The sequence below is a fragment of the Clostridium sp. CM041 genome, assembly GCF_055081035.1.
In genome coordinates this window covers 2,525,351-2,551,084 of sequence record NZ_CM143648.1, presented here as the reverse complement: position 1 = coordinate 2,551,084, position 25,734 = coordinate 2,525,351, and the positions used below count along the sequence as shown (strand labels likewise).

The 25,734-nt window shown below is 31.9% G+C and carries 23 protein-coding genes and 1 pseudogene; 3 read left to right on the top strand and 21 right to left on the bottom strand.

Features of this window, described 5'->3' with window-relative positions; genetic code table 11:
* Positions 1 to 98: 98 nt before the first annotated feature.
* From ACWJJT_RS11970 to ACWJJT_RS11920, 11 genes and pseudogenes are all read right to left on the bottom strand, one after another.
* The gene (locus tag ACWJJT_RS11970; protein WP_462954855.1) at positions 99 to 623 is read right to left on the bottom strand and encodes a VanZ family protein; all 525 of its coding nucleotides are present in this window, start codon (positions 621 to 623) and stop codon (positions 99 to 101) included.
* Between the two features lie 163 nt (positions 624 to 786).
* Entirely contained in the window at positions 787 to 1,725 is a 939-nt protein-coding gene (locus tag ACWJJT_RS11965) for a polysaccharide deacetylase family protein (protein ID WP_258876411.1), read from the bottom strand.
* A 347-nt stretch (positions 1,726 to 2,072) separates the two neighbouring features.
* Positions 2,073 to 3,284, bottom strand: coding sequence for a serine racemase VanT catalytic subunit (gene vanT, locus ACWJJT_RS11960; RefSeq protein ID WP_220319872.1), 1,212 nt, complete (start codon positions 3,282 to 3,284; stop codon positions 2,073 to 2,075).
* The gene (gene vanG, locus ACWJJT_RS11955) at positions 3,281 to 4,330 is read right to left on the bottom strand and encodes a D-alanine--D-serine ligase VanG (protein ID WP_220286261.1); all 1,050 of its coding nucleotides are present in this window, start codon (positions 4,328 to 4,330) and stop codon (positions 3,281 to 3,283) included. The genes vanT and vanG overlap by 4 nt, the downstream gene beginning before the upstream one ends.
* Before the next feature lie 4 nt (positions 4,331 to 4,334).
* The gene (gene vanW / locus ACWJJT_RS11950) at positions 4,335 to 5,159 is read right to left on the bottom strand and encodes a glycopeptide resistance accessory protein VanW (RefSeq protein WP_220286260.1); all 825 of its coding nucleotides are present in this window, start codon (positions 5,157 to 5,159) and stop codon (positions 4,335 to 4,337) included.
* 142 nt (positions 5,160 to 5,301) lie between these two features.
* Complete coding sequence (locus ACWJJT_RS11945) at positions 5,302 to 5,535, bottom strand: hypothetical protein (RefSeq protein ID WP_216302057.1); 234 nt, start codon at positions 5,533 to 5,535, stop codon at positions 5,302 to 5,304.
* An 80-nt stretch (positions 5,536 to 5,615) separates the two neighbouring features.
* Positions 5,616 to 6,587 carry a D-alanyl-D-alanine carboxypeptidase family protein gene (locus ACWJJT_RS11940; RefSeq protein WP_216302058.1) on the bottom strand — a complete coding sequence of 324 codons (972 nt, stop codon included), beginning with the start codon at positions 6,585 to 6,587 and terminating at the stop codon, positions 5,616 to 5,618.
* A gap of 848 nt (positions 6,588 to 7,435) precedes the next feature.
* Positions 7,436 to 7,661, bottom strand: a pseudogene (locus ACWJJT_RS11935) (aldo/keto reductase); the annotation flags it as partial.
* A gap of 6 nt (positions 7,662 to 7,667) precedes the next feature.
* Positions 7,668 to 8,771: a sensor histidine kinase gene (locus ACWJJT_RS11930; protein WP_216302059.1), complete on the bottom strand. Its 1,104-nt coding sequence runs from the start codon at positions 8,769 to 8,771 to the stop codon at positions 7,668 to 7,670.
* Positions 8,749 to 9,459, bottom strand: a complete 711-nt coding sequence (locus tag ACWJJT_RS11925; RefSeq protein ID WP_220319874.1) for a response regulator transcription factor — start codon at positions 9,457 to 9,459, stop codon at positions 8,749 to 8,751. The genes ACWJJT_RS11930 and ACWJJT_RS11925 overlap by 23 nt, the downstream gene beginning before the upstream one ends.
* Before the next feature lie 224 nt (positions 9,460 to 9,683).
* Positions 9,684 to 10,391, bottom strand: coding sequence for a M15 family metallopeptidase (locus tag ACWJJT_RS11920; RefSeq protein ID WP_220286256.1), 708 nt, complete (start codon positions 10,389 to 10,391; stop codon positions 9,684 to 9,686).
* 364 nt (positions 10,392 to 10,755) lie between these two features.
* Between ACWJJT_RS11920 and ACWJJT_RS11915 the strand changes: the two genes are divergently transcribed.
* Together ACWJJT_RS11915 and ACWJJT_RS11910 are read left to right on the top strand one after the other, a co-directional pair.
* Positions 10,756 to 11,208 carry a YsnF/AvaK domain-containing protein gene (locus ACWJJT_RS11915; RefSeq protein WP_216302062.1) on the top strand — a complete coding sequence of 151 codons (453 nt, stop codon included), beginning with the start codon at positions 10,756 to 10,758 and terminating at the stop codon, positions 11,206 to 11,208.
* Between the two features lie 62 nt (positions 11,209 to 11,270).
* Positions 11,271 to 11,726, top strand: coding sequence for a YsnF/AvaK domain-containing protein (locus ACWJJT_RS11910; RefSeq protein ID WP_253198099.1), 456 nt, complete (start codon positions 11,271 to 11,273; stop codon positions 11,724 to 11,726).
* A 170-nt stretch (positions 11,727 to 11,896) separates the two neighbouring features.
* On the opposite strand, the gene ACWJJT_RS11905 is transcribed toward ACWJJT_RS11910, so the two are convergent.
* The 7 genes from ACWJJT_RS11905 to ACWJJT_RS11875 form a co-directional block, all read right to left on the bottom strand.
* Positions 11,897 to 12,592: an ABC transporter permease gene (locus ACWJJT_RS11905; protein WP_220319875.1), complete on the bottom strand. Its 696-nt coding sequence runs from the start codon at positions 12,590 to 12,592 to the stop codon at positions 11,897 to 11,899.
* Positions 12,593 to 12,786: 194 nt separating this feature from the next.
* Positions 12,787 to 13,470, bottom strand: a complete 684-nt coding sequence (locus tag ACWJJT_RS11900; RefSeq protein WP_304518726.1) for an ABC transporter permease — start codon at positions 13,468 to 13,470, stop codon at positions 12,787 to 12,789.
* Positions 13,471 to 13,474: 4 nt separating this feature from the next.
* Positions 13,475 to 14,398: an ABC transporter ATP-binding protein gene (locus tag ACWJJT_RS11895; protein WP_216302063.1), complete on the bottom strand. Its 924-nt coding sequence runs from the start codon at positions 14,396 to 14,398 to the stop codon at positions 13,475 to 13,477.
* A 159-nt stretch (positions 14,399 to 14,557) separates the two neighbouring features.
* Entirely contained in the window at positions 14,558 to 15,493 is a 936-nt protein-coding gene (locus ACWJJT_RS11890) for a sensor histidine kinase (RefSeq protein WP_216302064.1), read from the bottom strand.
* Between the two features lies 1 nt (position 15,494).
* Entirely contained in the window at positions 15,495 to 16,193 is a 699-nt protein-coding gene (locus ACWJJT_RS11885; RefSeq protein WP_462954854.1) for a response regulator transcription factor, read from the bottom strand.
* A 122-nt stretch (positions 16,194 to 16,315) separates the two neighbouring features.
* Positions 16,316 to 17,044, bottom strand: a complete 729-nt coding sequence (locus tag ACWJJT_RS11880) for a Fic family protein (protein WP_462954853.1) — start codon at positions 17,042 to 17,044, stop codon at positions 16,316 to 16,318.
* 146 nt (positions 17,045 to 17,190) lie between these two features.
* Complete coding sequence (locus ACWJJT_RS11875) at positions 17,191 to 18,156, bottom strand: MerR family transcriptional regulator (RefSeq protein ID WP_462954852.1); 966 nt, start codon at positions 18,154 to 18,156, stop codon at positions 17,191 to 17,193.
* 226 nt (positions 18,157 to 18,382) lie between these two features.
* Here ACWJJT_RS11875 and ACWJJT_RS11870 point away from each other — a divergent pair, with 226 nt between their 5' ends.
* Complete coding sequence (locus ACWJJT_RS11870; RefSeq protein WP_462954851.1) at positions 18,383 to 18,733, top strand: response regulator; 351 nt, start codon at positions 18,383 to 18,385, stop codon at positions 18,731 to 18,733.
* A 307-nt stretch (positions 18,734 to 19,040) separates the two neighbouring features.
* On the opposite strand, the gene ACWJJT_RS11865 is transcribed toward ACWJJT_RS11870, so the two are convergent.
* The 3 genes from ACWJJT_RS11865 to ACWJJT_RS11855 form a co-directional block, all read right to left on the bottom strand.
* Positions 19,041 to 20,900: a glycosyl hydrolase family 18 protein gene (locus tag ACWJJT_RS11865; RefSeq protein ID WP_462953430.1), complete on the bottom strand. Its 1,860-nt coding sequence runs from the start codon at positions 20,898 to 20,900 to the stop codon at positions 19,041 to 19,043.
* A gap of 101 nt (positions 20,901 to 21,001) precedes the next feature.
* Positions 21,002 to 23,209 carry a glycosyl hydrolase family 18 protein gene (locus tag ACWJJT_RS11860; RefSeq protein WP_462954850.1) on the bottom strand — a complete coding sequence of 736 codons (2,208 nt, stop codon included), beginning with the start codon at positions 23,207 to 23,209 and terminating at the stop codon, positions 21,002 to 21,004.
* A gap of 46 nt (positions 23,210 to 23,255) precedes the next feature.
* On the bottom strand, positions 23,256 to 25,274 hold the full coding sequence (locus tag ACWJJT_RS11855) for a hypothetical protein (protein WP_462954849.1): 2,019 nt from the start codon (positions 25,272 to 25,274) through the stop codon (positions 23,256 to 23,258).
* Positions 25,275 to 25,734 lie beyond the last annotated feature (460 nt).

Sequence of the window (25,734 nt, the reverse complement as noted above, 5' to 3'; positions counted from 1 at the left end):
TTTCAAAAAGTATACTTTATGAAATAGTCCTTAATCCACCTTTTGGATGCTATATTTAAAAATATAATATTATGGAAAGGAATAATCAATAAAGCTATTCAGAATCTCATTCTCACCATGAATAAATAATATAATACACAAGGTAATCCGATGGCAGATAGTATTGTGATTGCAGTATGTACTTTTTTCTCATCTCGTAATATACACAATAAAAACTTATACCCTAAAATACCAATCAATCCACCCAAACAGTTTAGAAATATATCATCAATGTCTGATGCTCCAATGCCTAAAAGCCCCTGAATGATTTCAACAAACAAACTCACTATAAATATAAACAACAAATTGGTTATTACTCTTTTATCATTTTTGAATAATGACAAATATGTACCAAGTGGAATAAAAATAACTATATTGCCACCCACATTACCAAAAGCAAATGCTTTTATATTCGCAGAACTGCCAGATATATATTGCATTATACTATAAAAAGGAATGAGATTGATTGACCTATGCTCCAAATGCGAAATTCTTGATAACAACAATATTTTACTTAATAAAAGTATGTAACAAATGAAAACACCATATAAAAAGACTGTTTTAATTCTCTCTCGTTTATTCATAATACCTCCATTTATTCCTCTATTGATTTATTTAATGGTGCATGCAAGCTAATCGATATGATGTTCTGTACACTAAAATAAGCGGACTATTAGATATTGAAAAAGCTACGGAAGATTAATAATTATTCTTAGCTTTTTTTTAGCTACTAAATGAATTTTAGCCCTATCTCAATGTTCTAAATTCATATCCTTTTTCTTTTAAATACCTTATGATTCTAGGTAATGCTTTAGCCGTTTCTTCCTTACCATATGTATCATGCATCAAAAGGACTACCTTTTCAGTAGTTCCTATAGATGCTTTTGTTAACTCGAATATTTCATCTGCAGTTTTCTTTTTCCCCTCTGAATCAAAATCATAGGCATTCCAATCAATCTCATACATATTGTTTTCCTTTAATCTAGTACTAAACTCATCCAAATTAGGGTCATTATAGTGTTTTCTAGACATATATCCACCTGGCATTCTCAGAACTCTTGTATGAAAATCTTGTCCAATAATTCCTCTTATTACCTCATTGGTTTCATTAACTTCATTCATGTAGGTTCCTATATCAATCTTATTCCCAGGATATATCTTTTTTAAATCGTGGCTATATGTATGATTTCCTAAGGCATGACCATCTTCAAAAGCTCTTTTTACTATCTGCTTACTTTTTTCATCAGCTTCTACGCTTTTCCCAATTAAAAAGAAAGTTGCTTTCACTTCTTCTTCATTTAATACATCCAATATTTTAGAAGTCACCGTGACAGATGGCCCATCATCAAAAGTAAGAAAAACCATTTTTTTACCATCTTTCTTACTACTCATTAAACCCTTTAATTTTGAAATATCATAGGTATACTTATCCCCTTTTTCGTTCACATTTGACCCCTTGATAAGACCTCTATCCGTTGTACTACCTTCATTTTTAGGTTTAGTTTCTTCAACATCCTTAACTATTTCTACCCTACTAGCTTGTCCATCTTTATTATAAAAATGATTATATACCTTATAACCCCCAGAAAAACTTCCAATAATTAAGGATAATATTAAAATATTCTTTATTGTTACAAGGCCTTTGTTTTTCCGCCTATTTCTTCTTATCATTTGTGTTATTTGCATTATTTTTTCTCCTCATATAATCTAGTTATGAATTTTATCGCTTTAGTTCTCACAGGGACAATTAAAATGGCCGCCCAAAGCTTCCCATTCCCATACAGAATATCAATAACGGCTCGGGCTTCTTCTCAGCATTTCCCTATTATTTCATAGGTTCAAATTCTGGTTCAGAAGTAAAATTATTTTCATGATCAATAAATGTTATGCATACATTATTATTTTCTAAGTGTACTGAAACTGCTTAGCCATTTTGATCCTTGCTTTGTTTATAACGTACATTTATATACTATTCCTTTTTTTTTAATAATTATATTAATTTCAATTGTAATTACTTGTAAATTTTTGTAGATTCATAAAATTACCCTTTTCAACCGACCTCCTAAACGACTTAGCAGTTCACTGGCAATTGTCCCAGCATTTTTAGCTAATTGTTGTGCTGTAATTTTCTCTGGGCCATCACAACCAATCAATGTAGCAATTTCATTTTTACGAGCATCAGGAATATCGGTGACATCAACCATGAGTTGATCCATACAAATCCGGCCAATTGTTGGTGCAAAGCAGCCGTGAATCAAGACATAACCCACTCCACAGGAAAGGCTTCTCGGCAGGCCATCTGCAAAACCTATAGGAAGAATGGCAACGCGTGTCTCCCTTTGTGCAATAAATTGACGGCCATAGCTGACACTTTCTCCTGTATAAATTGTTTTTACGAGTACAATTCTCGCTTTTAAAGCCAGAACAGGTTGCAAATTTATCTGCATTCTTGTTTTATTATCGGGCGAACTTAATGCACCGTATAGTGCATCTCCGATTCTGACATAATCGCATTGGAGTTCTGGATAGTTCAAGACTCCATAACTGCTTTGAATGTGAATTTTAGGTAATGTATGCCCAAGTTTCTCAAGCCGATGCAACAGTGCATAAAAACTATGAAATTGATTTATGGTAAATTCAGTATCATCTGCTTTTGTGCTATCTGCGACGCATAGATGAGTGAAAATTCCACAAACCTTCAAATTCTCGCATCCCAGGATTTTATCAATCTCCATCGTGTTGTTGCAGCGTTCACCCAAACGATGCATACCAGTATCAATTTTAATGTGAACCTGTATAAGTTTTCCGAACACATTAAGCTGTTTTGCGTGGTCATAATCGGTTATCGTCTGCATCAAATTGTAACAAAGCATTTCTCTAGACCTCTTCGGTGAGGTATAACCTAAAATCAGTATATTGCCTTCAATTCCGTGCATCCGCAAATGGATAGCCTCGTCTATTGTGGCAACAGCGAAAGATTTAACGCCCAATTGGTTTAGATTGGCTGCTACCTCCACATCGCCGTGCCCATAGGCATTGGCTTTCACAACAGCCATCAATTCGCATCCATCTGAAAGAACCTCACTTAAGGCTTTCACATTATGTTTTAAGTTGGTTAAATTGATTTCAATCCACGCTCTGTCCATATGTGTTTGTTTTGAATTAAATTCCATTCTTTTCGTTTTTTTTAAAATCATACTGCTAAGGTTCGCAGTATCTTTAGGGTCTAATGTCAGTGTCCTCATCGTCTCATCTCCAGCATTATTAGGGAATCTACAATTTTATCAAAAGTCATACCAATTCCTTTAAGCATATTGGGATAGCGGCTATGAGAAGTAAACCCGGGAATGGTATTGACTTCATTAAAAATGATATCTCTATCCGGTGTTAAAAATAGGTCTACCCGTGCAAATCCGGAACATCGCAGCGCCTGATAAATTATGACAGATGTCCGCTTGATCCGCACAGCCATATCTGCGTCAATGCGGGCAGGCATATGAATTTGGGAGGTTTTCGGGGTGTATTTTTCGATATAATCATTAAACCCATTCGACAGTTCTATCTCATCCACCTCTCCAATAGTAAGTGAATCATTGCCAAGGACAGCGCAACCAACTTCGAATCCATTGATTGCTTCCTCTATGAGGATCTTATTGTCATACTGAAAGGCGACAGCGATCGCACCTTGAAGTTCACTCTCTTGCGAAACCTTTGTGATGCCAAGAGAGGACCCTCCACTTACGGGTTTAACAAACATTGGAAATTTTAAGGGAACAATCCGCTCCATCAGTTCTGCATCGGAAATCTTAGATCTAAGCAAAATTGATGGGGGCGTTTTTACTCCAGCCAAATGAACGATTTTATGGGCAATGTCTTTGTCCATGCACATTGCCGAGCTCAACGTGTCGCATCCTACAAAAGGGATACCAGCCATCGTCAATAAACCTTGTACTGTTCCGTCCTCACCGTTTTTTCCATGAAGGACGGGAAAAACCACATCAATTCTGGTCGCAATTATCTTATCATCATAAAACTCAAGCATCCCATGAATATGCCGATCAGGTGAAATAATAGCCGGAACACAGGCCCCAATATCCATCCATGTATTGTCACGAATTTGCTCCGGTGAACCATCATATCTCATCCAAACTCCCCACCGCGTAATACCGATTAGGATTACATCGTAATATTCCAGGTTAAGGCTTATAATAACAGAATAAGCAGATTGTAAGGAAACCTCATATTCGCTAGAACATCCCCCAAATATGATTGCAATTGTTTTCTTTTTCATTGTATTATTCTCCTTTTTCTATAATTTCTATATCATCATGTAACTGATATCCTATTTCACATATATTGTTATAAAGAAGACTATCGTAAAACTGTTGTAATTTTTCATCTGACTTTCTTTGATAAATAGATACCTGCTGAAATACATTGCACCCTTTTCTATAATAGGATATATCTCGATCAAATATTTCGTACGTGAAATCTAGCTCTTTATTTGTCAAAATACAACCCTGCATATAGCTGTCATTGAATGTAATCTTTATTTGGAATATGGAATTTGTCTCATTTTTAACCTTTAAATCCAACCACCCCTCACTGACAGTAGCATCCGTAGCTTCGGGAATATCACTTGCTTCTGATGAAAATGTTTTAATATCGTGGGTATGTCTCTCTACAATTGTAAGTGGGGTGTGAATCAGCAACCAAAAAATTAAATTACTTAATTGACAAAGTCCACCACCATACTCCCCTACTATTTTTCCATCCTGTAAGACTAATCCATCTTTATAATTTTCATAACGGTCGGCTGATTTGACAAGTTGCCAAAAGGAAAAGGTTTCTCCAGGTTGTATTAAAATATTGTTAACTGTTTTGGCAGCAAGTTTTAGGTTATATACTTTATTAATTTGATATTGTAAATCAAATCCACTGTTGTCGTTTATCAACAAAGACCCTGCTTCGAATACCTTGTAGAGTAATTCATTATCTTCTTTCGTTTTCGCATAGCTGTTTTTATCAAAATACATATGTATGTAGAAGAAATTTTTTCTTTGCATTTTTCTAAGTGGCAATAAAAATGGGAATATCTGTGTAATTCTCTTTCGTGTCATATAATCTATCCTTCCATCTATTTATTTGTAATATCTTTTCCTTACTCTCTAATATTACAAGAATTAGTTTAAGAAAATTGTAATTAAATCTTAGGATTTCTTAAGATTACAACTTATTAAGCAATATAATTAAACAATAGTTTTAATTTTTTTTTGTAGCATTTTTGTTAATTTTATCATTTGCATCATATGGAGATATATTCATTATTGAAAACAAATCTGAAAATAGCCTACGTGCTGCTGGTACTGCTGTCTGTCTCGCATAATATTTCATTGAGTTTGGTTCCTCTATAGTAGCTATTGAGCTTACCTTTGTATTACTTGAAGGGTCCATACCTACAGTTGAATTTACAGTAATTATATTTAAATACAACAATACAGTATCCTGCATTTATCATATTATAAATTAGGTAATCATTATACGAGTAGTGTTGTTAATAAGTTTTTATGGGAAGCTTATTTTTTTCCTAAGTTGTTGTACACTGTTAATGCATCGGTAATATTGTACTGCTCAGATTTGTGATTTCCCTTAGCACCGACTGTAATCAAAATATATTCTTTCCCGCCTACTTTAGCGAGACTTGCGAGGCATAGACCAGCCTTATCGGTATACCCAGTTTTTCCTCCTAAAATTTTTCCGCCACCAATATTTGAACCGTTAAGTTTTTCAAACATTGTACTGTTAAATGTTATCCCATCAGGGTGCTTATTCGTGGATTGGGTTGAATAGCTGGAAGAAGTGAAAATCTTACGGAATGTATCATTTTTAAGTGCATAGCTAAGAATTATAGTCATATCCTTAACCGTTGTATAGTGATTTTTATTGTCAAGTCCAGTCACATTGTCAAAATGGGTGTTATTCATACCGAGCTCTGCCGCCTTTTGGTTCATCATCTTTACAAAGTTCTGCTCTGAACCAGCAATTTTGTCGGCAAGCCCAATAGAACACTCCCCACCACTTGGTAGCAGCGCCCCGTATAGCAGGTCAATTGCACTGACTTGCTCATTCGGTAAGAAGCCGGCCATTGAAGCATCTGCATTGTACAGCTTTTTAAACATAGAATTAGGGAGTTCTATTTTTTCCTGCAAATTTGACAAATTTTCTATTGCAACAATTGCGGTAATTATTTTGGTCAAGGACGCAGGATTAATTTTTTCTTCACTCTTTTTCTGCATCATGATAGTGTGATCATTTAAGCAGACCAGAATCGCATGAGGACTATTCAGATTATTTGAAGATATAGAACTAGATGGGTCAGATGCTACCATTACCGAGGGCCTCAGCGTGGTTTTATTATCGCCACTCTTATCATGTAAAGATCGGCCTCCAACGATAGTAATAGATTTATATACGAGAAGGACAATGACAACCATCAATAATAATGACAAAAAAATTACTTTTGTTTTCTTCTTAGGTTTTTTAAGCATAATAAAACATCTCCTTATTTTGTGCTGGTTTTGTTTAATCACAGAAGATTGCACTTTTCTTCTCTTATGTATTATTTATTCATCACGTTTTACAGGAGTAAAATTATAAACTCCTTAATTTAATATTTTTAAAACTCATCCTTTTAACCATTTAAAGGATTGCTATTTTAATAACCTGTTTATTTTATGGTATTTACATATCTCGCCTTACCCTCAAAATATATATCTCACCTGGATGTTACCTTTCCATATCTCTGCACCTAGTTTATTATCATGTTCAAAACATATTTACTCTTCAAAGCTTGTACATTACCTTCTTCACTATCTTATTTCTAATATTACCAAAAGGAGTTTAAGAAAATTGTAATTAATTCTTAAGATTTCTTAAGATTACAATTTATTAAGAAATATTATTACAAAGCTTTGGTCCCAATTCTCATATTATAAACAACCGCTCCATAAAAAAAATAAAAAGGCTACATTCCTTTAAATTATCTTAAAGGGAATGTAGCCTTTTTATTTGGATATTTATTCTGAAGTCATAAATTGACTTTATTAAGAATTTTGCGGTAACTTCTAAATTTTTTTACCATTTTATATACCCAAAATCCTAAAATTGATCCTAAAACATTTAATATAATATCATCAATATCCAAGAACCTAAACTAAAAACTAACTGTATTATTTCAATTGATAAACTTACTGCAATTGTATAAAGAAGATATTTTTCAACTTGTTATATTCATTAAATACCTGTAGCCTAAGATGCTTTTATATTAATAGCTACAGATGTGAATTAACCTATACCATCCTTAGGTAATTCACTTTATTACTCTTATATCAGCTATTTATGGAAGCTTATTACCCGCCGCCCTATATATCTCATACCACTCAATCCTTGTTAGTTTAACCTGCGAGGCCTTACAAATATCCTTTAAACGCTTTTGGTTTGTTGTACCCACTAATGGCTGGATTTTAGCAGGATGCCTTAGAATCCAAGTAATTGCAATTGCTGTATTTGATACACCTCTAGTAGCTGCAATTTCGTTTATTGTTTAGCTCTGGGAATTTATCACCTTATTAACTATCCAAGGGCAATTTAATTATAAAAGCAGTTCTCTCATAATTGCTTTCAACAAAAATTTCACCTTCATGAAGCTCTATTATACTTTTGGTTATAGCGAGACCTAATCCTGAACCTCCAGTAAATCCTGAACGTGATTTTTCAACTCTATAGAACCTTTCAAAAATAAAAGGTACATCTATACTTGGTATTGGCTCACCATAATTAATTATCTCTATAACCGCACTATTATTTTCTTTCCTAGTACATATGTCAATATACTCAGTCCCACTACCATAGTTCATGCCATTAGAAATTAGATTTTCAAATGCCCTAGCCATTTTAACTGCATCAGCCACTATTAAGAGTTTATCCTCCGAAAAATATGTCCTACACTCTATATCTACTTTTCTAAACTCTAGCCTAAATTCCAATACCATTTGATTTATTAGTTCAATTACGTTTATTAATTCTTTATTTAATTTTAAAGTACTATTCCTCATTATAGTATACTGAAATAAATCATTGATTAAATTATTCAATCGTTTTGATTTTTCATAGGCAATATTTACATAATATCTAAGTTCAACTTCATCTTTATATTTATCCTTATCTATGAGTTCAAGATACCCTAGTATTGATGTTAATGGAGTACGTAAATCATGAGATACATTTGTTATTAATTCATACTTTGTTTGTTCGGATCTCCGCTCTTCCTCTATTGATTTATTTAATTTTTCTATTATTTCATTCATATTTTTAGCTATTTTCCCTAGCTCTGCTTTCGATTGTTCTGGTATCTTTTTATCTATCCTACCCTCTGCTATAGCTTTTATATGTTCATCGACTTCTACAAAGTACTTAATCTTCTTGTAAAGCAATAAATGGGAATAACTTATAAAAATTATTATCCATAGTTCAATTGCTATCTTTATAAAATCGTAATGTAGCCTTGCCCTATAAATTCTATCTAAAACTTGTTGTGAATAGATTGCACCTATTTCCAAAAAAAACTTCCACATAATATACATTACTGCCATTGTTAATGCTGATAATAGAAAAGCAAGTAATATATTAAAAACTACTTTTAACTCTAATTTATATATAAGTTTTCTTTTCAATTTTATACCCTACTCCCCATATAGTATGAATAAGTTTCTCACCATCTAAAACCTCATCAAGCTTATCTCTTAATTTACTCATGTGAGTCATAACTGTATTATTAGATTGATAATATTTTTCCTTCCAAACCCTTTGAAATATTTCTTCTGCACTAAAAACTCTCCCTGGATTATTAGCTAAGACGTGTAATATTTCAAACTCTGTAGAAGTTAAAGCAATAATCTTATTATATACTTCTACCCGATGAGTGGATTTTTTAATTTTAAGTGGTCCTATAACTATAATATCTCTATCTTTTAATTCGTTGCTATTTTTATCGAATTCGTAAATTCTTCTAAATATAGACTTAACTCTAACCATAAGCTCTAAAGGATTAAATGGTTTTACCATATAATCATCAGCTCCTGACAATAGCCCTTTTATTTTATCTGAATCTTGATTTTTAGCACTTAACATAATTATAGGTATATTAAGCTTCTCGCGAACTTTGTTACACACTTTTATACCATCAATTTTAGGCATCATTATATCTAGTATTATAAGATTTATATTATAATTATCTATAACCTGCAAAGCTTGTTCCCCATCATATGCTTTGTAAATATCATGTCCTTCATTGGTTAAATATATTTCAATTAAATTAACTATTTCTTTATCATCATCTACAACTAATATATTTTTACCCATATAATCACTCCATTTATTTGTTCAGATAGCATTTTGTTCAATATATAACTTCTAAGCGTACTTAAGGTTGAAACTTATACATTTTTAATAAGTATATAACTTAAAAATATATTTGTCGAACATAAATATAGAAACACAAAATATGGAAGATTTATTCCAAGTTCATTTACTAAAAACACAGGTAATATCATACCAAACATACTTTGATTATATGCTTTGATTGTTTAAGATCCTAAAAACTCCTCCAAAGTAATATCTTTTGAGTAAATTTTCTCTGAATTCTCGACACCTACATACCTTACATGCCAAGGTTCATAATTATAACCTGTAATATCTTCTTTTCCTTTTCCATATCTTATTATAAATCCAAATTTATAAGCATTCTCTTGAAGCCATTTACCTTCTTTAGTGTTTTCAAAACCTGTACTCTTTTCAGCATTAGTTATATCCATTGCTAACCCTGATTGATGCTCACTTTTACCTACCGTTGCCACATACTTATATGTATACCCTTTCCCTCTTATTTTAATACTATTTTCATATAACTCTTTTTGAGTTGCATAAGACCTATAACCAGATAATGCATAAAGTATAATTCCTTCCTCCTCACCTTTATCAAATAGTCTTTTAAGTGCATCTACTGCATTCCCTTCCATTTGCATTTCTTCATTTGACACGTTAGGATAAATTTTAACCTTTGCCACTTTTAAATTATGTGGAACATAATCCTTATCCAGAGTATTTTTTCTATTCACTAACATTAACTCTCCATCATCTACATTGCTATTGTCATTAGACATATCTTTAATAGATTCAATATAAGCATTCCTTTCAATTACATCCCCTATAACTTTTATACTACCATATTTGCTGTTTATATACATTAAGCATACAATTCCTAAAATCAAAATCACTCCGATTTTCTTCTTCACCTTAAACTCCTCCTTATTTACTTTTAAAACTTAATTTCAAGTAAATAACACATTTATTTTATTTGAAATTTTTCAACAAAGTAAAATGTATATTCCTTACTTTCTTATATTACAAAAAGGAGTTTAAGAAAATTGTAATTAAACCTTAAGATTTCTTAAGATTACGGTATGATTATCTTTATGTAGAATACAGCTACACCTTCAAGCTTCATTATTATGTATAAGTAAACAATAAAAAATGGTTAATTTAAACATTTTAGTATTTATTGAATCAATCATTACATACAAATCTTTAGGATAATATATTTCTTTAAAGGACAATATATTAATGAATTAAAATTATTAATATATGGAGGTATTATATATGAGCATACTTGATGGATTTTTTGAAAAAGGTGATTCCGCTGTCAAAAAAACTACTGATGATACCGCAAACCTTAGTCTGCGCAAAGAAGAGCTTGATATTTCGAAAAGCAGAGTACAAAAAGGTGATGTAGAAATTAGTAAGGAAATTTTAGAAGAACATAAAAAAGTTGAAGTACCCGTAATACGTGAAGAAGTAGTAATTGAAAGAAGAACCTTAAACAATGAAGCAAGTGATTCCCCTATTACTAGTGAAGAAACCATTAACATTCCTGTAAGTGAGGAGAAAGTTAATGTAGGTAAACATACAGTAATAACAGGTGAAATTTCAGCTCATAAACACGAAATTGAAAATACAGTGCATATAGATGAGACCCTTAAACGAGAAGAAGCTCGAATAAATAAAATTGGTGATGTCAATATAATTGACAATGGAACCGATCAAAAACAATAAATTAGAAAACACCTCACTAATGGCTCGTGAGGTGTTTTTCAAGATAAGTGGAGGGAAAAAGCATGGCAATGGATTCCACAGAAAACAAAAACGGTAAATATATGCCAAAAGCAGCTGCTTTGAAACAAAGCATATGTGACCCTAATAAAAATGTTACCCTTAAAATTAAAGAAGAACAACTTGATATCTCTAAAGAGTGGATGCAAACAGGAGATGTTAAGATTTATAGAGAGTCTTCTACGCTACAAAAAAGTTTTACTGTGCCTGTTGAACTCGTAGATCTTGTAATAGAACATACAATTCCTGCAGATATTACTACAAAACACAAAGATATGCATACAGAAGTAATACGCATCCCTCTTAGTGAAGAAAGTATCGAATTTACAAGGCACAAAGTTACTTTAGAAGATGTATCCATATATAAACAGAAGATACAAGATATAAAAATCATTGAAGCAACATTAAAAAGAGAAGAAGCTAAAGTTAAGATATCTGGCTCCCTAAGAATTAAAGACTAATTAAGTTTAAAGCGCTTTTAATTTCTAAATTTTATGTTACTTTTTCAAAGATTGAAAATATCCACATAAGTATATTAGGATGAATAGCTCTAGAATCTAGAAATTAAACCATCACCGTGTTATTGAAAACTCACTGCGATGGTTATTTCCATATTTTTCAATGTAATACCTTATTTAATCAAATCTATATGTTCTATATTCCTTATAGTTAGATACGCAATAAATACTCCTACAATAGAAAGTGCTATTGGTATTGCAATAATATCACCTAATGAGTACCCTCCATTATTAGAACATACAATAGATACTATTAATATTGAAGATATTATTGTAGTAGGTACCGATTTTTTTCTCATCCCAAAATATATAGGAATTAGTCCCATACCGGTAGAAGCTAAAGCATTAATGCCAATAGTCATAAAACTCCTTATTATTGTGGAACTGGTTAATTTATCAGGCGTAAAATTGTAAAAGTTATTAATAATGCATAAAACAAAATCTATAAAGATATTAGATAAAACTGTAGATATAAAAGTGAATAACACCACAATGAGCAGTTTAGCTATGATCAACTTTTTTCTACTTATAGGATACATAAACAATACCGTAATTGTATTGCTCTTATATTCTTCAATTATGAACCTGGCAATAAGCACTGAAGCAAATATTATAAAAGTAGCTTTTACCGTGGTATCAACCATTGAAAAAGTAAAAGTAAGGCTAGTGAAGTCTATGTCCCCTACATTTTTTGATACAACAATTGTCATTGCGAATATAGCTATTATAACTATGTTTGCGATTATGGCTCCTTTTATATATCCCCCCATCTTAACCTTTTCCATTTCTAATTTCATTAATTTAAACATCCATGTCATCTCCATGTAATAAATTTTAAAAGTGTATTTACCATTTTTCATACCTCTAAATCTACTTGCGGTTCCTTAATCAAGTTACTTCTAACAACCTGTACTCATTACTGTACTTACCCTTCCCATCATTGATAAATGCAAGAAGTTTCAACTTCAGTTATTCCTCCGTCAATATACAAATTTGCTAAATATTATTTAATAACATCTACATGTTCTATATTCCTTATAGATAGATACGCAATAAATACTCCTATAATAGAAAGTGCTATTGATATTGCAATACTATTACTTAATGAATGACCGCCCCTATCGCCACATACAATAGATACTATTAATATTGAAGATACTATTGTAACAGGTACTGATTTTTTTCTCATTCCAAAATATAGAGGAATTAGTCCCATACCGCTAGATGCTAAAGCATTAATACCAATAGTCATAAAGTTACTCATTATTAATGAGCTGGTTAATTTGTCAGGCGTAAAGTTATAAAAATTATTAACAATACATAAAACAAAATCTATAAAAATATTAGATAAAACTGTAGAAATAAAAGTGAATACTACCACAATAAGTAGTTTAGCTATAATCAACTTTTTTCTACTTATAGGATACATAAACAATACCGTAATTGTATTGCTTTTATATTCTTCAATTATGAACCTAGCAATAAGCACTGAAGCAAATATTATAAAAGTACCTTTTACCATGCCATCAACAAATGAAAAAGTAAAGGGGATGCTAGTAAACTCTACACCGCCTTCATTTTTTGTTGAAAAAATCATTACTGCCAGCAGCGCTATTATAACTATATTTGCGATTATAACCCCTTTTATATTTCGCCATACCTTACTCTTTTTCATTTCTAATTTTATTAATTTAAGAATTTATGTCACCTCCATTTAACAAGTTTAAGAAGTGTTCTTCTAATGAACTGTTTTTCTTAGTTATTTCTTCAATGAGAACATCATTTAAAACTAAGGTTTTAGATATAATGCTTTGTGGTACTGTAGCTTCATATATCCTTATTACACCAATATCCAGAACTTTAAAATTGGATATATTAAGATTGTTTGATAGAATATACGACGCTTTTTTGTAATCTTTAGTAACCAGTTCTATATATTCTGTATTACTTTCTCTGATGCTTTGCATAGAAACTTCTTCTATTAATCTACCACTATTTATAACTCCTATGGTATCCGCTATTTGCTCAATTTCTCCTAAACTATGACTAGATAACAATATAGTTATTCCGTACTCCTTACTCAACATTTTAAATAAATTTCTTAAATCCTTAATGCCTATTGGGTCAAGTCCATTGATAGGTTCGTCTAGTATTAATAATTCTGGCTTGGTTGTGATTGCTCTTGCAATTCCGAGCCTTTGCTTCATACCAAGAGAAAAATCTTTAACTAGTTTATTATCAATATTTTTTAGATTTACAAGATCTATCGCTTTATCAATTGCTCCCTTATCGTGGTAACCCATGTACCCACAGTGAAGCTCCAAATTTTCTCTGGCTGTAAGCCTTTCATAAAACACGGGATATTCAATGATAGAACCAAGCCTTTTTAAAACCTCATAGGAGGTATCTGTAAGCTTTTCGCCGAAAATTTCAACTTCACCACTTGTAGGCTTAACTAGATTTGTCATTATCTTCATAATTGTTGTTTTCCCTGCACCATTTGGTCCTAGAAACCCATAAATTTCACCCTTTTTAATATTCATATTCACATTTGCTACCACTTCTTTGCCATTATATGTTTTAGTCAGATTACTAGTTTTTAGTATATATTCCATTTTATCTCCCCCTTCAACCACTTTCCATATTTATATTATAGCAATTGAACTTCTCTTTTTTATTACTTAAATCTTACAAAATTCTTAAGTCTTTTCTAAAAAAAGGTGCCCTATCTTTATAGTGGTACTATAGACAGGTCACCTTGCTTTACATAATCATTAATAGGTTATTCTTTTTAATTTAAAAATAAACGACGTTTTCTCATAAGGTTTGCTCTCGAGGATTATCTCTCCCTCTAATTTTTCTACAAGTCTTTTAGTTATTGTAAGACCAAGACCACTGCCTTGATACAGTTTATTTCTTGAATCCTCAAGAGTGTACATCCTTTCAAAGACCCTATCTTGATGCGTTTCACTAATGCCTTTACCCTTATCCCAAACCTCTACATATACATACTCCTCATCACTTCTAAGTGTTAATCCTAAAACCATTCCATCGTTTCCATATTTAATGGCATTTGAAATGAAATTATTTATAATTCTATCTAGCGCCTCTTCATTTCCTAGACAATAAATGTTGATTTTTGGAATATCAATAATAACCTCAAAGCCTTTATTAGTTAAAATATCATAAAAAGCTAATATGTTTTTTTTGCAAACCTCATTAATATTAATTCTTGTTAGTGGTATATCCGTGTCCCCTGACTCTAGCTTTGCTAAGTCAAAGAACTTATTAATGAGCTTCATCACTTCTTTTGTTTTATTTTCAACCTTTGATAATAAGAAATTTCTTTCTTCGCTGCTTATATCGCTGTCCAGTTTTATTGTTTCAATATACCCAAGCACCACTGTAAGTGGTGTTTTTAAATCATGAGAGATATTTGAAAGCATTTTCTTCATTGTTATTTCAGCCTTCAAATAATCTGCTAGTATTTTTTGATTATGTTCTAAAACCTTATTAATCTCTATTAAAATGGGTATAATCTCTTTATCGTCAGTAAAGACTAAAAGCTTTTCACTGGTGTTGCTTTTTATAATATTGTTTAACTTTTCATGAATGTACTTTAAATTGTCACTTCTATGTTTTTTGGATTTATGCTGAATGTAAATGATACCCAATAAAATAACTATTACTATTAATAAAAAAATAATCATTTTAAAATTCTCCTAATTTGTAGCCTATGCCCCATAATGTTTTAAGATATTTAGGCTCTGAAGGATTGTCCTCTATTTTCTCTCTTAATCTTCTCATATGCACATTTATAACATTCTCATCTCCAAAATATTCATCATTCCAAACAACACTGTAGATTTGTGCTTTAGTAAAAACTCTATTTGGATTCGAAATGAATAGTCTTAAAATATCAAATTCTTTTGAAGTCAGCTGTAGATTTACACCCTTTTTAGTAACTGAATAGTTTTTCAAATTAACAGTAAGGTGGTTAACATTAATAATAGTCGCTTCTTCTTTCTTATCGTTTTTAGCATATTGATTGGCACGTCTTATCCCTGCCTTAACCCTTGCACAAAGCTCTATCATTGAAAAAGGCTTTGTGATATAGTCATCAGCACCGAGTCCCAGTCCTACAGCCGTGTCTACATCACTGTCCTTTGCTGACATAATTAAAATAGGTATTAAGCTTGTTTCTCTTACAATTTTCATAACTTCCATTCCATCAAGCCTCGGCATCATTATATCAAGAACAATTAAATCAAAGGAATTATTTAAAAACTTACCTACTCCTTCTTCTCCATTGAAAGCAGTAGTTATGTTAAAACCTTCTTTTATTAGGTAATTCTCAACCATTTCACTAATAGCTATATCATCTTCAACAAGTAGAATTCTATTTTTCATAAAAGTGACACCTCTTTTTTACAAATATTTATAAATTTATTATACCTTAGTTTCCAATTAAAATAACCACTTAATCTAATTATTCGATTAAGTGGTTGTTTATATTTGAATACTCTAATCATTTATTTTATCAGCTTTAAATATATATCTAATGTTCTATCCACTTCATTCTTAACTATTTCAAAAAAATCCTTATTATCACCAGTTGTATGCGCTTTGTCTAATGCATTGTAATAACTTACTCTACTCTTTGCTCTAATAACTATAGGAGGATATCCACTCTTCATAAGTTCGAGATTTAATAGTAATCTCGAAGTCCTACCATTACCGTCTATAAATGGATGTATTCCTACAAATATTATATGGATCATAGCCGCTCTCTCTATAGGATGTAACTTTTGTGCCTCTGAATTATACCACTTTATAAAGGCTTCCATTTGCTGCCTAATTAAAAAAGGCTCTGGTGGCATGTGCTTTGCCCCAGCTATCATGACTTGCTGATTTCTATAATTCCCTGCATATATATCATTAATAGCTTTTAAAATTAACCTGTGGATATTCTTAATTTGCCACTCTGTAAAAGGCTCCTTTCTTTGAACTATATCTTCAATATAAAGTATAGCCTCTTTATGATTTACAACTTCTAAATGTTCTCTTAAGGTTTTTCCACCAATAGTAATGCCTTCAAGAACAACCTTAGTTTCCATAAGTGTTAAAGTATTTCCTTCTATAGCATTAGAATTATATGTCCACTCTAGCAAAAGATTTTCTCTAATACTCTTAAGCGTATACTCTGGCAGAGGCCTTTTACTATCTATCAACGATTTTTTTTCATCTATTTTTTTAAACATTTTTACCTCCTTATATATCGCTATAAAATACTACTAGTTAAATTATATCCTATTTATATAATATTACTATAGAACAATATATTATTCCTTCCTTCACCTCAACGTTTACTTGGCTGACTTATGCTATTCTTATTATTGTAAAATATTTATTTTTCTATAATATATCTTTCGAAAAACTCATTTACATTCATCCCTGTTTCTTCTTGCATCTTTTTATTTAGTTCAACAGTCATTTTTATCATGTTTTCCATATATTTTTTATAATCTTCATTAAGAATAGTCAAATATTCACTAAATTTCGTGTGAAAACGCCCAAATTTTTTAGAATAATCATCGCAAAATGAACCGAATTCGTTCACTTGTTCCTTTTCTTTTTCATCTTCTTTTAACAATAGGTAACTGTGCTTAATCCTTTTTATATACCCTTTAATGTATGCTTTATCATAATTTATTATATTTTTAATGCCAGACAAATGTCTTCTCTTATCTTCTTCTGAAATAGCTTCATTTTCAAACTTATTTTCAAGTTCCTTAAAATAGTTATTATCCCCAAAAAATTCTTCGGTATTTATTTCATCCAATTCCTCCACAAGTTTTAGCCACACTCTTCTTTTTCCCTCGTTATCAATAACAATATTCAAAAATGGTTCAAAGTTCATAATAAGACTTTCACCAAATATTCCTGGGAATATTCTACTAAGAGCATTTGAAATATATTCTTTCTTTTCACCTATGGACAATTCTAATGTTTCCCTAAGCAGCTTTATATGTTCTCCCGCAGCGTCATAATCAGTTAAATTTTTCTCTATAATATTTAAAATAATTAGTCTACTTTTCTCTAAATTTTCAATATCTTTATCTATTCTAGAAAGCGCTTGCGCCATAACTTCGGGAATACTTTTGTTACCAGAAGTCACAGTTTTGATTTGTGCAATGGGAATACCCAACGTTCTAAGCGCTCCTATTAAATTAATCTTTATGACATCTTGACAAGTGTACTCTCTATAGTTATTTTGAATATTTTTTAAAGGCATAATTAACCCTTCACTTTCGTAATACTTTATTGCCCTTTTGGTTAATCCAGTTTTTTCAGCAGCATCTTTTATGTTCATGCGTCACCCCTCCCTTATAATAATTCAATTTTAAACCTGACAGTGAGGTACATGTCAATTCTTTTTATAGTATTGTTAAATAATCTAGAGATTTACCCTCATTATTATTAATGTTACAATTATACTAAACAAGGCAAATTTTACTGGAAATTTTCAGATTTCTATTATATATAATATTAGGCGAAACTAACCATTGATGTTTCACCTTATTTTAGGGGTGTAAAAAATGTATAAGATAATGATAGTTGAAGATGATAAATCACTGTGCACTAACATGAATGAAATGTTGATAAAGTGGGGGTTTGATGCAATGCCTGTGGATAACTTTGAGAACATAACTGCAGAGTTTGCTCGCAACAATCCAGATTTGGTTATTATGGATGTAAATCTACCTTGCTTTGATGGATTTTACTGGTGTAATAAGCTTCGCGAAGTATCAAAGGTGCCTATAATATTCGTTTCTTCAAGGGATACGAATATGGATATTATCATGGCAATGAATACCGGTGGTGATGAATATATAACCAAGCCTTTTTCAATGGATATTTTGATTGCTAAAATAAATGCATTGCTATAGTAACCGCTATCAGTAGCATTGTTATTTTTGTAGCTGTATATATCGTTTACTTTATTGCTACTACAAGGAAGTATATGAAGATAGTTATGTAAATGGTTTTTTTATTATGGACATGAAAATAGATTAGCACATTGACTTGTTATTTATTTAAATGCCCTCTCATTTTTAAAATAAATAGAAGTAGGGAGTCATTCATCCTGTAATCACTTTACAGCTTCTTGACCCCCATACTTCTATTTATTTAGTCTACTTTTTCCCAAGCTGTCCATGGTGTTTCTGGGTTTGTTGTTCCACCCGCTCCAGCACCTTAGTATAAAGTAACTCTACCGAATTCTGGACCATTTGCATGCATTCTTTGAGTCATTTCAATACTTACTATTCCGTCTAATCCATTTAATACTTTATCAGTTCTTAAATTAAACTTCATTGAAGCCCCTGGCTTTATAAGTTTTTGTTCTGACCCATCAAATGAAAGAACATAGTATCCATTTTCTTCTTTAACTGCTGGTGCTGGATATTCTCCTCCAGTAATTTTAACTCCATTAGTTTTTATATATAATTTAGTATGCTTTAAAGTCTTTGCAGCTGTTTCTGTAAGTTGTATAGTTTGGCCGCTTGTTTCTATTTTACAATCATTTTTTAAATCAATAGATAAAGCACCTCCATTTCCCCATGCTGGTTTGCTTGAAGTAACTGAAGCTTTTGCATATACTTTTGGTTGAACTATTTTATAAGTAGGTAATGCATCTTTCCCAAATAAACCTTCTTTAGTTGCTTTTGTTAACTCATCTCTCTTAGTTGAATCTGTTTGCTTATCTTGAGATGCCATCCATGCAATCATCCCACCTAAGTTATTATCCTTAACATACTTAGTTTTTTCTGCAATTGATCTTGGGTTATCATAAGTGAAGAACGCTCCTGTCTTTTCATTGTACATGTATGGTGCTTTTGCAGTATCATCCCAATATTCTTTTATTCCTGGATATTTAGCTTTTAACTCATCTTGATTTCTCCATCCCCAAACTCCACTGTTACGACCACCGTCTCCCGATTTTACCGGAGCATAATTGGTAGCCCCATAAGAGAGTGTTCCATCTGAATCCTTTTTTATTTGAGTTGCTTTTCCAAATAAACCTGGAAGATTTTTATCTGGCACATCATTTGAAACTTTTTCCCAGCCTCTAGTGTAATATGCAGCACCTATAACTAACTTTTCTGATGGTGCCCCAAGTTCAATATATTTCTTAATACTTGAATCAACTGTGAATCCCTTTCCTGCAAACGGATCATTAGGATTATCATAAAGAGCAGTTTGATGACCACTTGTATCTGACCATGCACCTGCTGCATCATAAGTCATAATGTTACCAAAATTTAATATTTTAAACATTTCATTAACATTAATACCAACATTAGTTTTTTCATGTGCCATTGGTAACGCTGCTGACATCTCATATTTCTTATCTAATATTTTTTCCTTTGCATCTAATGCTACTCTAAATTCTTTAAGCATCGTTATATAATTTTCTTTATCTGCCGGAATTGAATCGGGATTACCCATATCATTTTTGTTATCAACCTTGTCTGCCGCCCTAACTTCGCCTGGATATTCCCAATCAAAATCTACGAAATCTAAATTAGCATACTCCATAAAATCTAATACATTTTTAATAAACTTAGCTCTAGTTTGTGGATTTCTAGCTACCCATGTAAAATTATTTGATTTAGACCATCCACCTAAAGATGTACCAATTTTTAAATTCGGATTTTTCTCTCTTAAAGATTGGTATTCATTTATGATACCACCATTAATATCTCCATACGTAACACCTGCATTTCCTAGCGGATGTCCAATATTAGCGTCCTTATCACAAAATACCAATTCACCATCTTTAGTAAAGTCCATGAATGCAAGATTCAAATGTGTTAGTTTATCTACCGGTATATCTTTAGGAAAAAAGTTTCCTTCTCCTCCCCAAATTGACCAATCTCCATAATACATAACATTACGAAGTTTAGAAGTAGATGCTTTTTGCTCGACCTCCTGTGGTGGTGCTGCTAAATTATTAACTGTAGCTGCTGGTACAACACTTGTCATTGTTAACGTGGCAATTGCAGCTAATGCTACTACTGATTTGATATTTTTAAATAATTTCTCTTTTGACATGACTTTTCTCCCCCTTAATAATTTTTTTCATTTAATTACATATCTTTTCCTACTATAACTAAGTCATATATATCAATGATATTATCACCATTTGCATTACTTTACAGTGATAAATCAACAATAACTTTGTAATGTGACACACTCGTTGGTAATGTTCCAGCAGGTGTCCACCACGAAATATTTTCATAAATCTTACCTTCATATACTACTTTTTGTCCATTTGTATATAAAGTTGCGGCATCCCAAATAGCTGCATTTGAATGAGCTTTAGGAATAACATATATTTTTGCATCTTTTTTATCTACCATTCCAGCCTTATCTGTAATACTATATTTTACTGTATAAGTTCCAACTTTTTTTGTATCAACTTCACCTGATACAGCTATACTACTAGTTATATCTCCATCTTCTACATCATTTGCAGAAATACCATTCATAATATTAAAAGGTGACCCTTCTACTATAACTTGATCTTTAACACCTTTAAGTGTAGGAAGATGATTACCATTAACAGGTTGACTAGCAGGAATCTTCCCATTAATCTTTATATTTCTAACTCCCGAGAAACATAACTTCATCTTAGCCTTAACTGATGCGGTCCCACCATTTGGAATATCAGTCCAACCAGATGTTTTTAAGTTTACTCTATAGAAATCGCCAACTTCTGTAACAGTTCCAGTTCCTCCTTCCGCTCCAACGTATAAAGCAGATTTAGGTATATCAAATTGAATCTCCCATCCCTTAGGAATCGTTGCTCCAGTATTGTTAGTTACTGTGAATACGGTTTCTCCATTTGGATGATCATATTTAGTAATAGTATCAACTTTAACATCGATTGCTTGAGCATCTCCAATATCTTCTTTTGTTTCTTTACAATTTCCCATTTTATCTAATCCACTTTTCAGATTTTTAGTTAATGTATCCCCGAAAGTATATTTACCTTCATTTGTCTTATCTGAACCTTTAACATAGTTAGGATTAACACCATAGTCACCATTCATAACCCAGATTAAAGCTCCACCTAAGTTTTTATCTTCAATGTACTTAACTCTTTCATCTATAGATTGTTCGTTTTCGAAAGATAAAAATACTTTTTTATCTCCTTGCCACACATATGGCACCTTACCAACATCCTCCCAGTGAATTCTCAAGTTAGGATCTCTTTCCATAAGGTTTAATACATGCCATAATGGATTAGTGCCAGCGGGGTCCGGAGTTCCATCTTTATTATCATCATCTCCCCAAAGGTTGTACTTTCCTGCGGCAGGTGTTTTACTTTTACCATGTAAACCTGAGCCATTTCCACCTTGTACATTTTCCCACCCTCTTGTATAGTATGGAATTCCCATTAAAATCTTTTCTGGAGGAAGCACCCCTCTATAGAACTTGTATGCCCAATCCATATTAAGAGTTGGCATCGCCATTCCAGTAGTTTCATTATCAGCTGCATCTGGGTAAATATTTGCTAAGTTTTCAACATATTCATTCCATCCACCATGAAAATCATATGACATTATACTTAGAAAATCTAAATAACTTGCATATCTATTATCTTGAACTCCACCAAGCACCCAAGATGAAGCAGTAACTGCTGCAGTTAATAAATATTTTTCATTATCTTCTTTTGAAGCTGCATCTAATTTTTCTCTTAACGTTTTCATTAAAACGTTGTATCTTTCATTTAATACAGCTCTTCTTGGTTCTGATAAATCTGCATCCGCAGGATTCCCAGATGTAGCTACTGATGATGGATATTCGAAATCAATATCCACGCCATCAAACCCATATTTTCTAATAAAGTCAACACAAGAATCAGCAAATGTGTTAATCCCAGAATCTGTATCTATCATTTTATAAAAACCTCTAGTTCCCGTCCATCCACCTACAGATATTAATAAATCTACATCTGGATATTGTTTTTTCATTTGTTGTAATATATTAAAGTGACCTTTATATGGTAGATTTGGATCCAACTTTACCTCCTTCCCATTATGCTCTAATTTATGATCTGCGAAATCCTCTTCAATAGCTGCTTTTTTATCTCCAAATCCAATTTTATTGTCTTCTCCAACCATTGCAAATGAATATTGGATATGTGTTAAAGACTCCCATTGTAAATCAGCTACATCGAAATTACCTTGAACTTCACTTTTGTAAGCCCATTCTGGGAAATATCCAACAACCTTTCTTTCTAAGTCTTTCGTCTTTTCATCGCTTGTAACTGCCTTCGCCGGTGTTGCAAATGTACTAACTGCAAAAACAGATACCATAATTGCTGCCATCGCCTTTTTAAATTTGATTACTTTCACTTATTACGCCTCCTTATTTTTTATAAAATTTACACTAACAGAAAAGTTATTGATTTACAGTTTTATTTAAATAAACTGGATTTTTATAATATTGTTGCGCTTTTGTAATCCACCAATAATCTTCAGTAGGTGGTGATCCAACTGCATCAGTACTAGAATTAACACCAGCACCAAACAACATTGATACTACTCCCGCATCTCTAGCTTCACCCATATGACTTCCCCAAGTAATAGTGTCTCCTTGCCTTTTTATATCAGGATCATTAGCCCCATTTGAAGCAAAATAATCTACTCTATCAGAATTTCCAGCTTTAAATGTATCTCCAAAGAAGAATGATGGCGCTGAATCTTCACCTGTCGCATCCTTGTTAGTTAAAGTTTCAAATGGTTTGCCAGTATATGGACTGTTTTCAACAGTTCCATTAATATGTCCCACAGGAATTTGCCATAGTATAACCGGCTTTTTTGTAGTTTCATGAAGAGTTTTTGTATATAACAAGTAATTATTCCAAAGGTCTGCATTCCAAAACCATTTAGAAAATTTTGGATTTACAGCTGCTCCTGTTTCGCAAACACCTCCATCTAATCCATACTTATCTATAGAAATAAATTCTGCATCATAGCTTGTAATTCCAGCTGCTAAATAATATTCAGCAGTTTCTTTCGCCACTGCTTCAATTTGTTGTCTTCCCGCTGCCCATCCATCTCTTTCAGTTAAATGCATTAAGCCTTGTCCTGGTATTTCTCCGTTTTCATAAGCCCATGTATTAAATTGCCATCCATTATATGCTTTAGGATAATATTTATTAACAGTATAGTTAATAGAAGTAACAAGGCCTTCCACCGTATTATTAAACTTTGGGTCTACACCCTTTTGTAGCACACCCGATGAATAAGCGGCTTCAACTAAAGCTGATATTTCATTTGGTTTTTTCTTAGATTGTTGCATCATATATCCTAAGAAATCTGGTTCAAATACCATTCCTATAGTTTCACCTTGTCCATATTCAACACATATATCTAAAAAGAATTTTAAATTTTTGAAATAAGCTTCCATATATTCCTTACTATTGATATGGGCTAAATCTAATTCATAGTTTTCTCCGCTATCCGGAATGTTATAGTAAACAAAGAATGGAATTATTCCAAGCTTTAAACTTTCTTTAATATAATTCTTAGCCCTATCTCCATCAACAGTTGTCCACTCTCTCCACCCATTAGCTAGAGGTCCCCCATTTATATATATATATCTAACATCCATTCTCTTATTTGTATTATCTATATCTATATCTTTCCAAAAATCTAAATCTCCTTTTTTATCTTCTGAGACTTGTCCTAAAGATAAATACTTAGGCATACCTGGTAAGTCACCATTAGCCTCTTTAATTTTTACTCCTATGTATCTAGTTTCATTTGTGCTTGCTTCATGGATTTGAAGTCCACTTCTTCCAGCCGCAAGTCCTTCTAATGTTAAATTACCATCATTGTCTATAGTCGCTTTAAGTACTGATGAATTACTTATTTTCACGCTATATTGTGGCTCCTTTGTATTATTATTAACTACTTTATATTTATTTGTACCCTGTGTAATTACTGCTTGAAGCGCTTGAGAATCTCCATCAATGCCCTCAATTAGTATTTTACTTTCATTCGCCGTTCCAACGGAAACTTCAATTACATTACTTTTTGATTTCCCAAAACTATTAATTAATTCAACATAATAAAAATATGTTGCAGGAATTGTTCTTCCTTTAATACTAATCGCTTTAGATTGTGCTGCTGGTGTGTTATCAGTTAAATCCCCCTCGTCAACCACCTTAAATTCACTTAATCCTCCTATCTTTTCATAAAGTTTGTAGCTTGTCCCATTATTGCCATGCCACATACTTAATGTAATATTGTAATTACCATCTAAATCACCTGACCATTGATCATGAGATAATGATGCTACCCCTGGTGCATCTGCTGCTGACGCAAAAGTAATTTTTGCTGGAATCATAGTAATAAAAAACAACATTACTATAATTACTGATAGGCATGAGTTTTTATTAATTCCTCTTTTCATTTTTTTCTCCCTTATATATGTATTTATTACCATTATTATGTCATGATAGCAGGTCAGGTTTCAACCAAAATCACTCCCTTTTTTCGGTCATTTTTAATTATTTTCCAATTTTCTTCTAGGATTTAATACTTAAAGCGATGTTTTCTTTGGATTAATGGTCGATAATGGTTTAAACATGAAGTATAGTGGAACAAATCTTTTGAAAAATTTACACAAACAAATTTGAAAAATGCCTTTAGATCCATTTACATTAACTTTAATATCCCGCCAGGAGCAGTTTTCCCACTAGGTTTTAACTTTTATTCAAAAAAATAAAAGTAGAGTATCATTCATCCTGTAAACACCTTACAGATTCCTGACACCTACTTCTAACTTTAGTTATTTATTAGTTTATTTAATCACCCTTTAACAAGATTTACTTCTACCCTTAACGTTTGTTATTGGCAAGTACTTTTGGAGA

What these genes read in the sequence shown, in the direction of transcription:
- ACWJJT_RS11970 (WP_462954855.1), bottom strand. Translation starts at nt 623, where the DNA reads ATGAATAAACGAGAGAGAATTAAAACAGTCTTTTTATATGGTGTTTTC.
- ACWJJT_RS11965 (WP_258876411.1), bottom strand. Translation starts at nt 1,725, where the DNA reads ATGCAAATAACACAAATGATAAGAAGAAATAGGCGGAAAAACAAAGGC.
- vanT (WP_220319872.1), bottom strand. Translation starts at nt 3,284, where the DNA reads ATGAGGACACTGACATTAGACCCTAAAGATACTGCGAACCTTAGCAGT.
- vanG (WP_220286261.1), bottom strand. Translation starts at nt 4,330, where the DNA reads ATGAAAAAGAAAACAATTGCAATCATATTTGGGGGATGTTCTAGCGAA.
- vanW (WP_220286260.1), bottom strand. Translation starts at nt 5,159, where the DNA reads ATGACACGAAAGAGAATTACACAGATATTCCCATTTTTATTGCCACTT.
- ACWJJT_RS11940 (WP_216302058.1), bottom strand. Translation starts at nt 6,587, where the DNA reads ATGCTTAAAAAACCTAAGAAGAAAACAAAAGTAATTTTTTTGTCATTA.
- ACWJJT_RS11925 (WP_220319874.1), bottom strand. Translation starts at nt 9,459, where the DNA reads ATGGGTAAAAATATATTAGTTGTAGATGATGATAAAGAAATAGTTAAT.
- ACWJJT_RS11915 (WP_216302062.1), top strand. Translation starts at nt 10,756, where the DNA reads ATGAGCATACTTGATGGATTTTTTGAAAAAGGTGATTCCGCTGTCAAA.
- ACWJJT_RS11910 (WP_253198099.1), top strand. Translation starts at nt 11,271, where the DNA reads ATGGCAATGGATTCCACAGAAAACAAAAACGGTAAATATATGCCAAAA.
- ACWJJT_RS11905 (WP_220319875.1), bottom strand. Translation starts at nt 12,592, where the DNA reads ATGTTTAAATTAATGAAATTAGAAATGGAAAAGGTTAAGATGGGGGGA.
- ACWJJT_RS11895 (WP_216302063.1), bottom strand. Translation starts at nt 14,398, where the DNA reads ATGGAATATATACTAAAAACTAGTAATCTGACTAAAACATATAATGGC.
- ACWJJT_RS11890 (WP_216302064.1), bottom strand. Translation starts at nt 15,493, where the DNA reads ATGATTATTTTTTTATTAATAGTAATAGTTATTTTATTGGGTATCATT.
- ACWJJT_RS11885 (WP_462954854.1), bottom strand. Translation starts at nt 16,193, where the DNA reads ATGAAAAATAGAATTCTACTTGTTGAAGATGATATAGCTATTAGTGAA.
- ACWJJT_RS11880 (WP_462954853.1), bottom strand. Translation starts at nt 17,044, where the DNA reads ATGTTTAAAAAAATAGATGAAAAAAAATCGTTGATAGATAGTAAAAGG.
- ACWJJT_RS11875 (WP_462954852.1), bottom strand. Translation starts at nt 18,156, where the DNA reads ATGAACATAAAAGATGCTGCTGAAAAAACTGGATTAACCAAAAGGGCA.
- ACWJJT_RS11870 (WP_462954851.1), top strand. Translation starts at nt 18,383, where the DNA reads ATGTATAAGATAATGATAGTTGAAGATGATAAATCACTGTGCACTAAC.
- ACWJJT_RS11865 (WP_462953430.1), bottom strand. Translation starts at nt 20,900, where the DNA reads ATGTCAAAAGAGAAATTATTTAAAAATATCAAATCAGTAGTAGCATTA.
- ACWJJT_RS11855 (WP_462954849.1), bottom strand. Translation starts at nt 25,274, where the DNA reads ATGAAAAGAGGAATTAATAAAAACTCATGCCTATCAGTAATTATAGTA.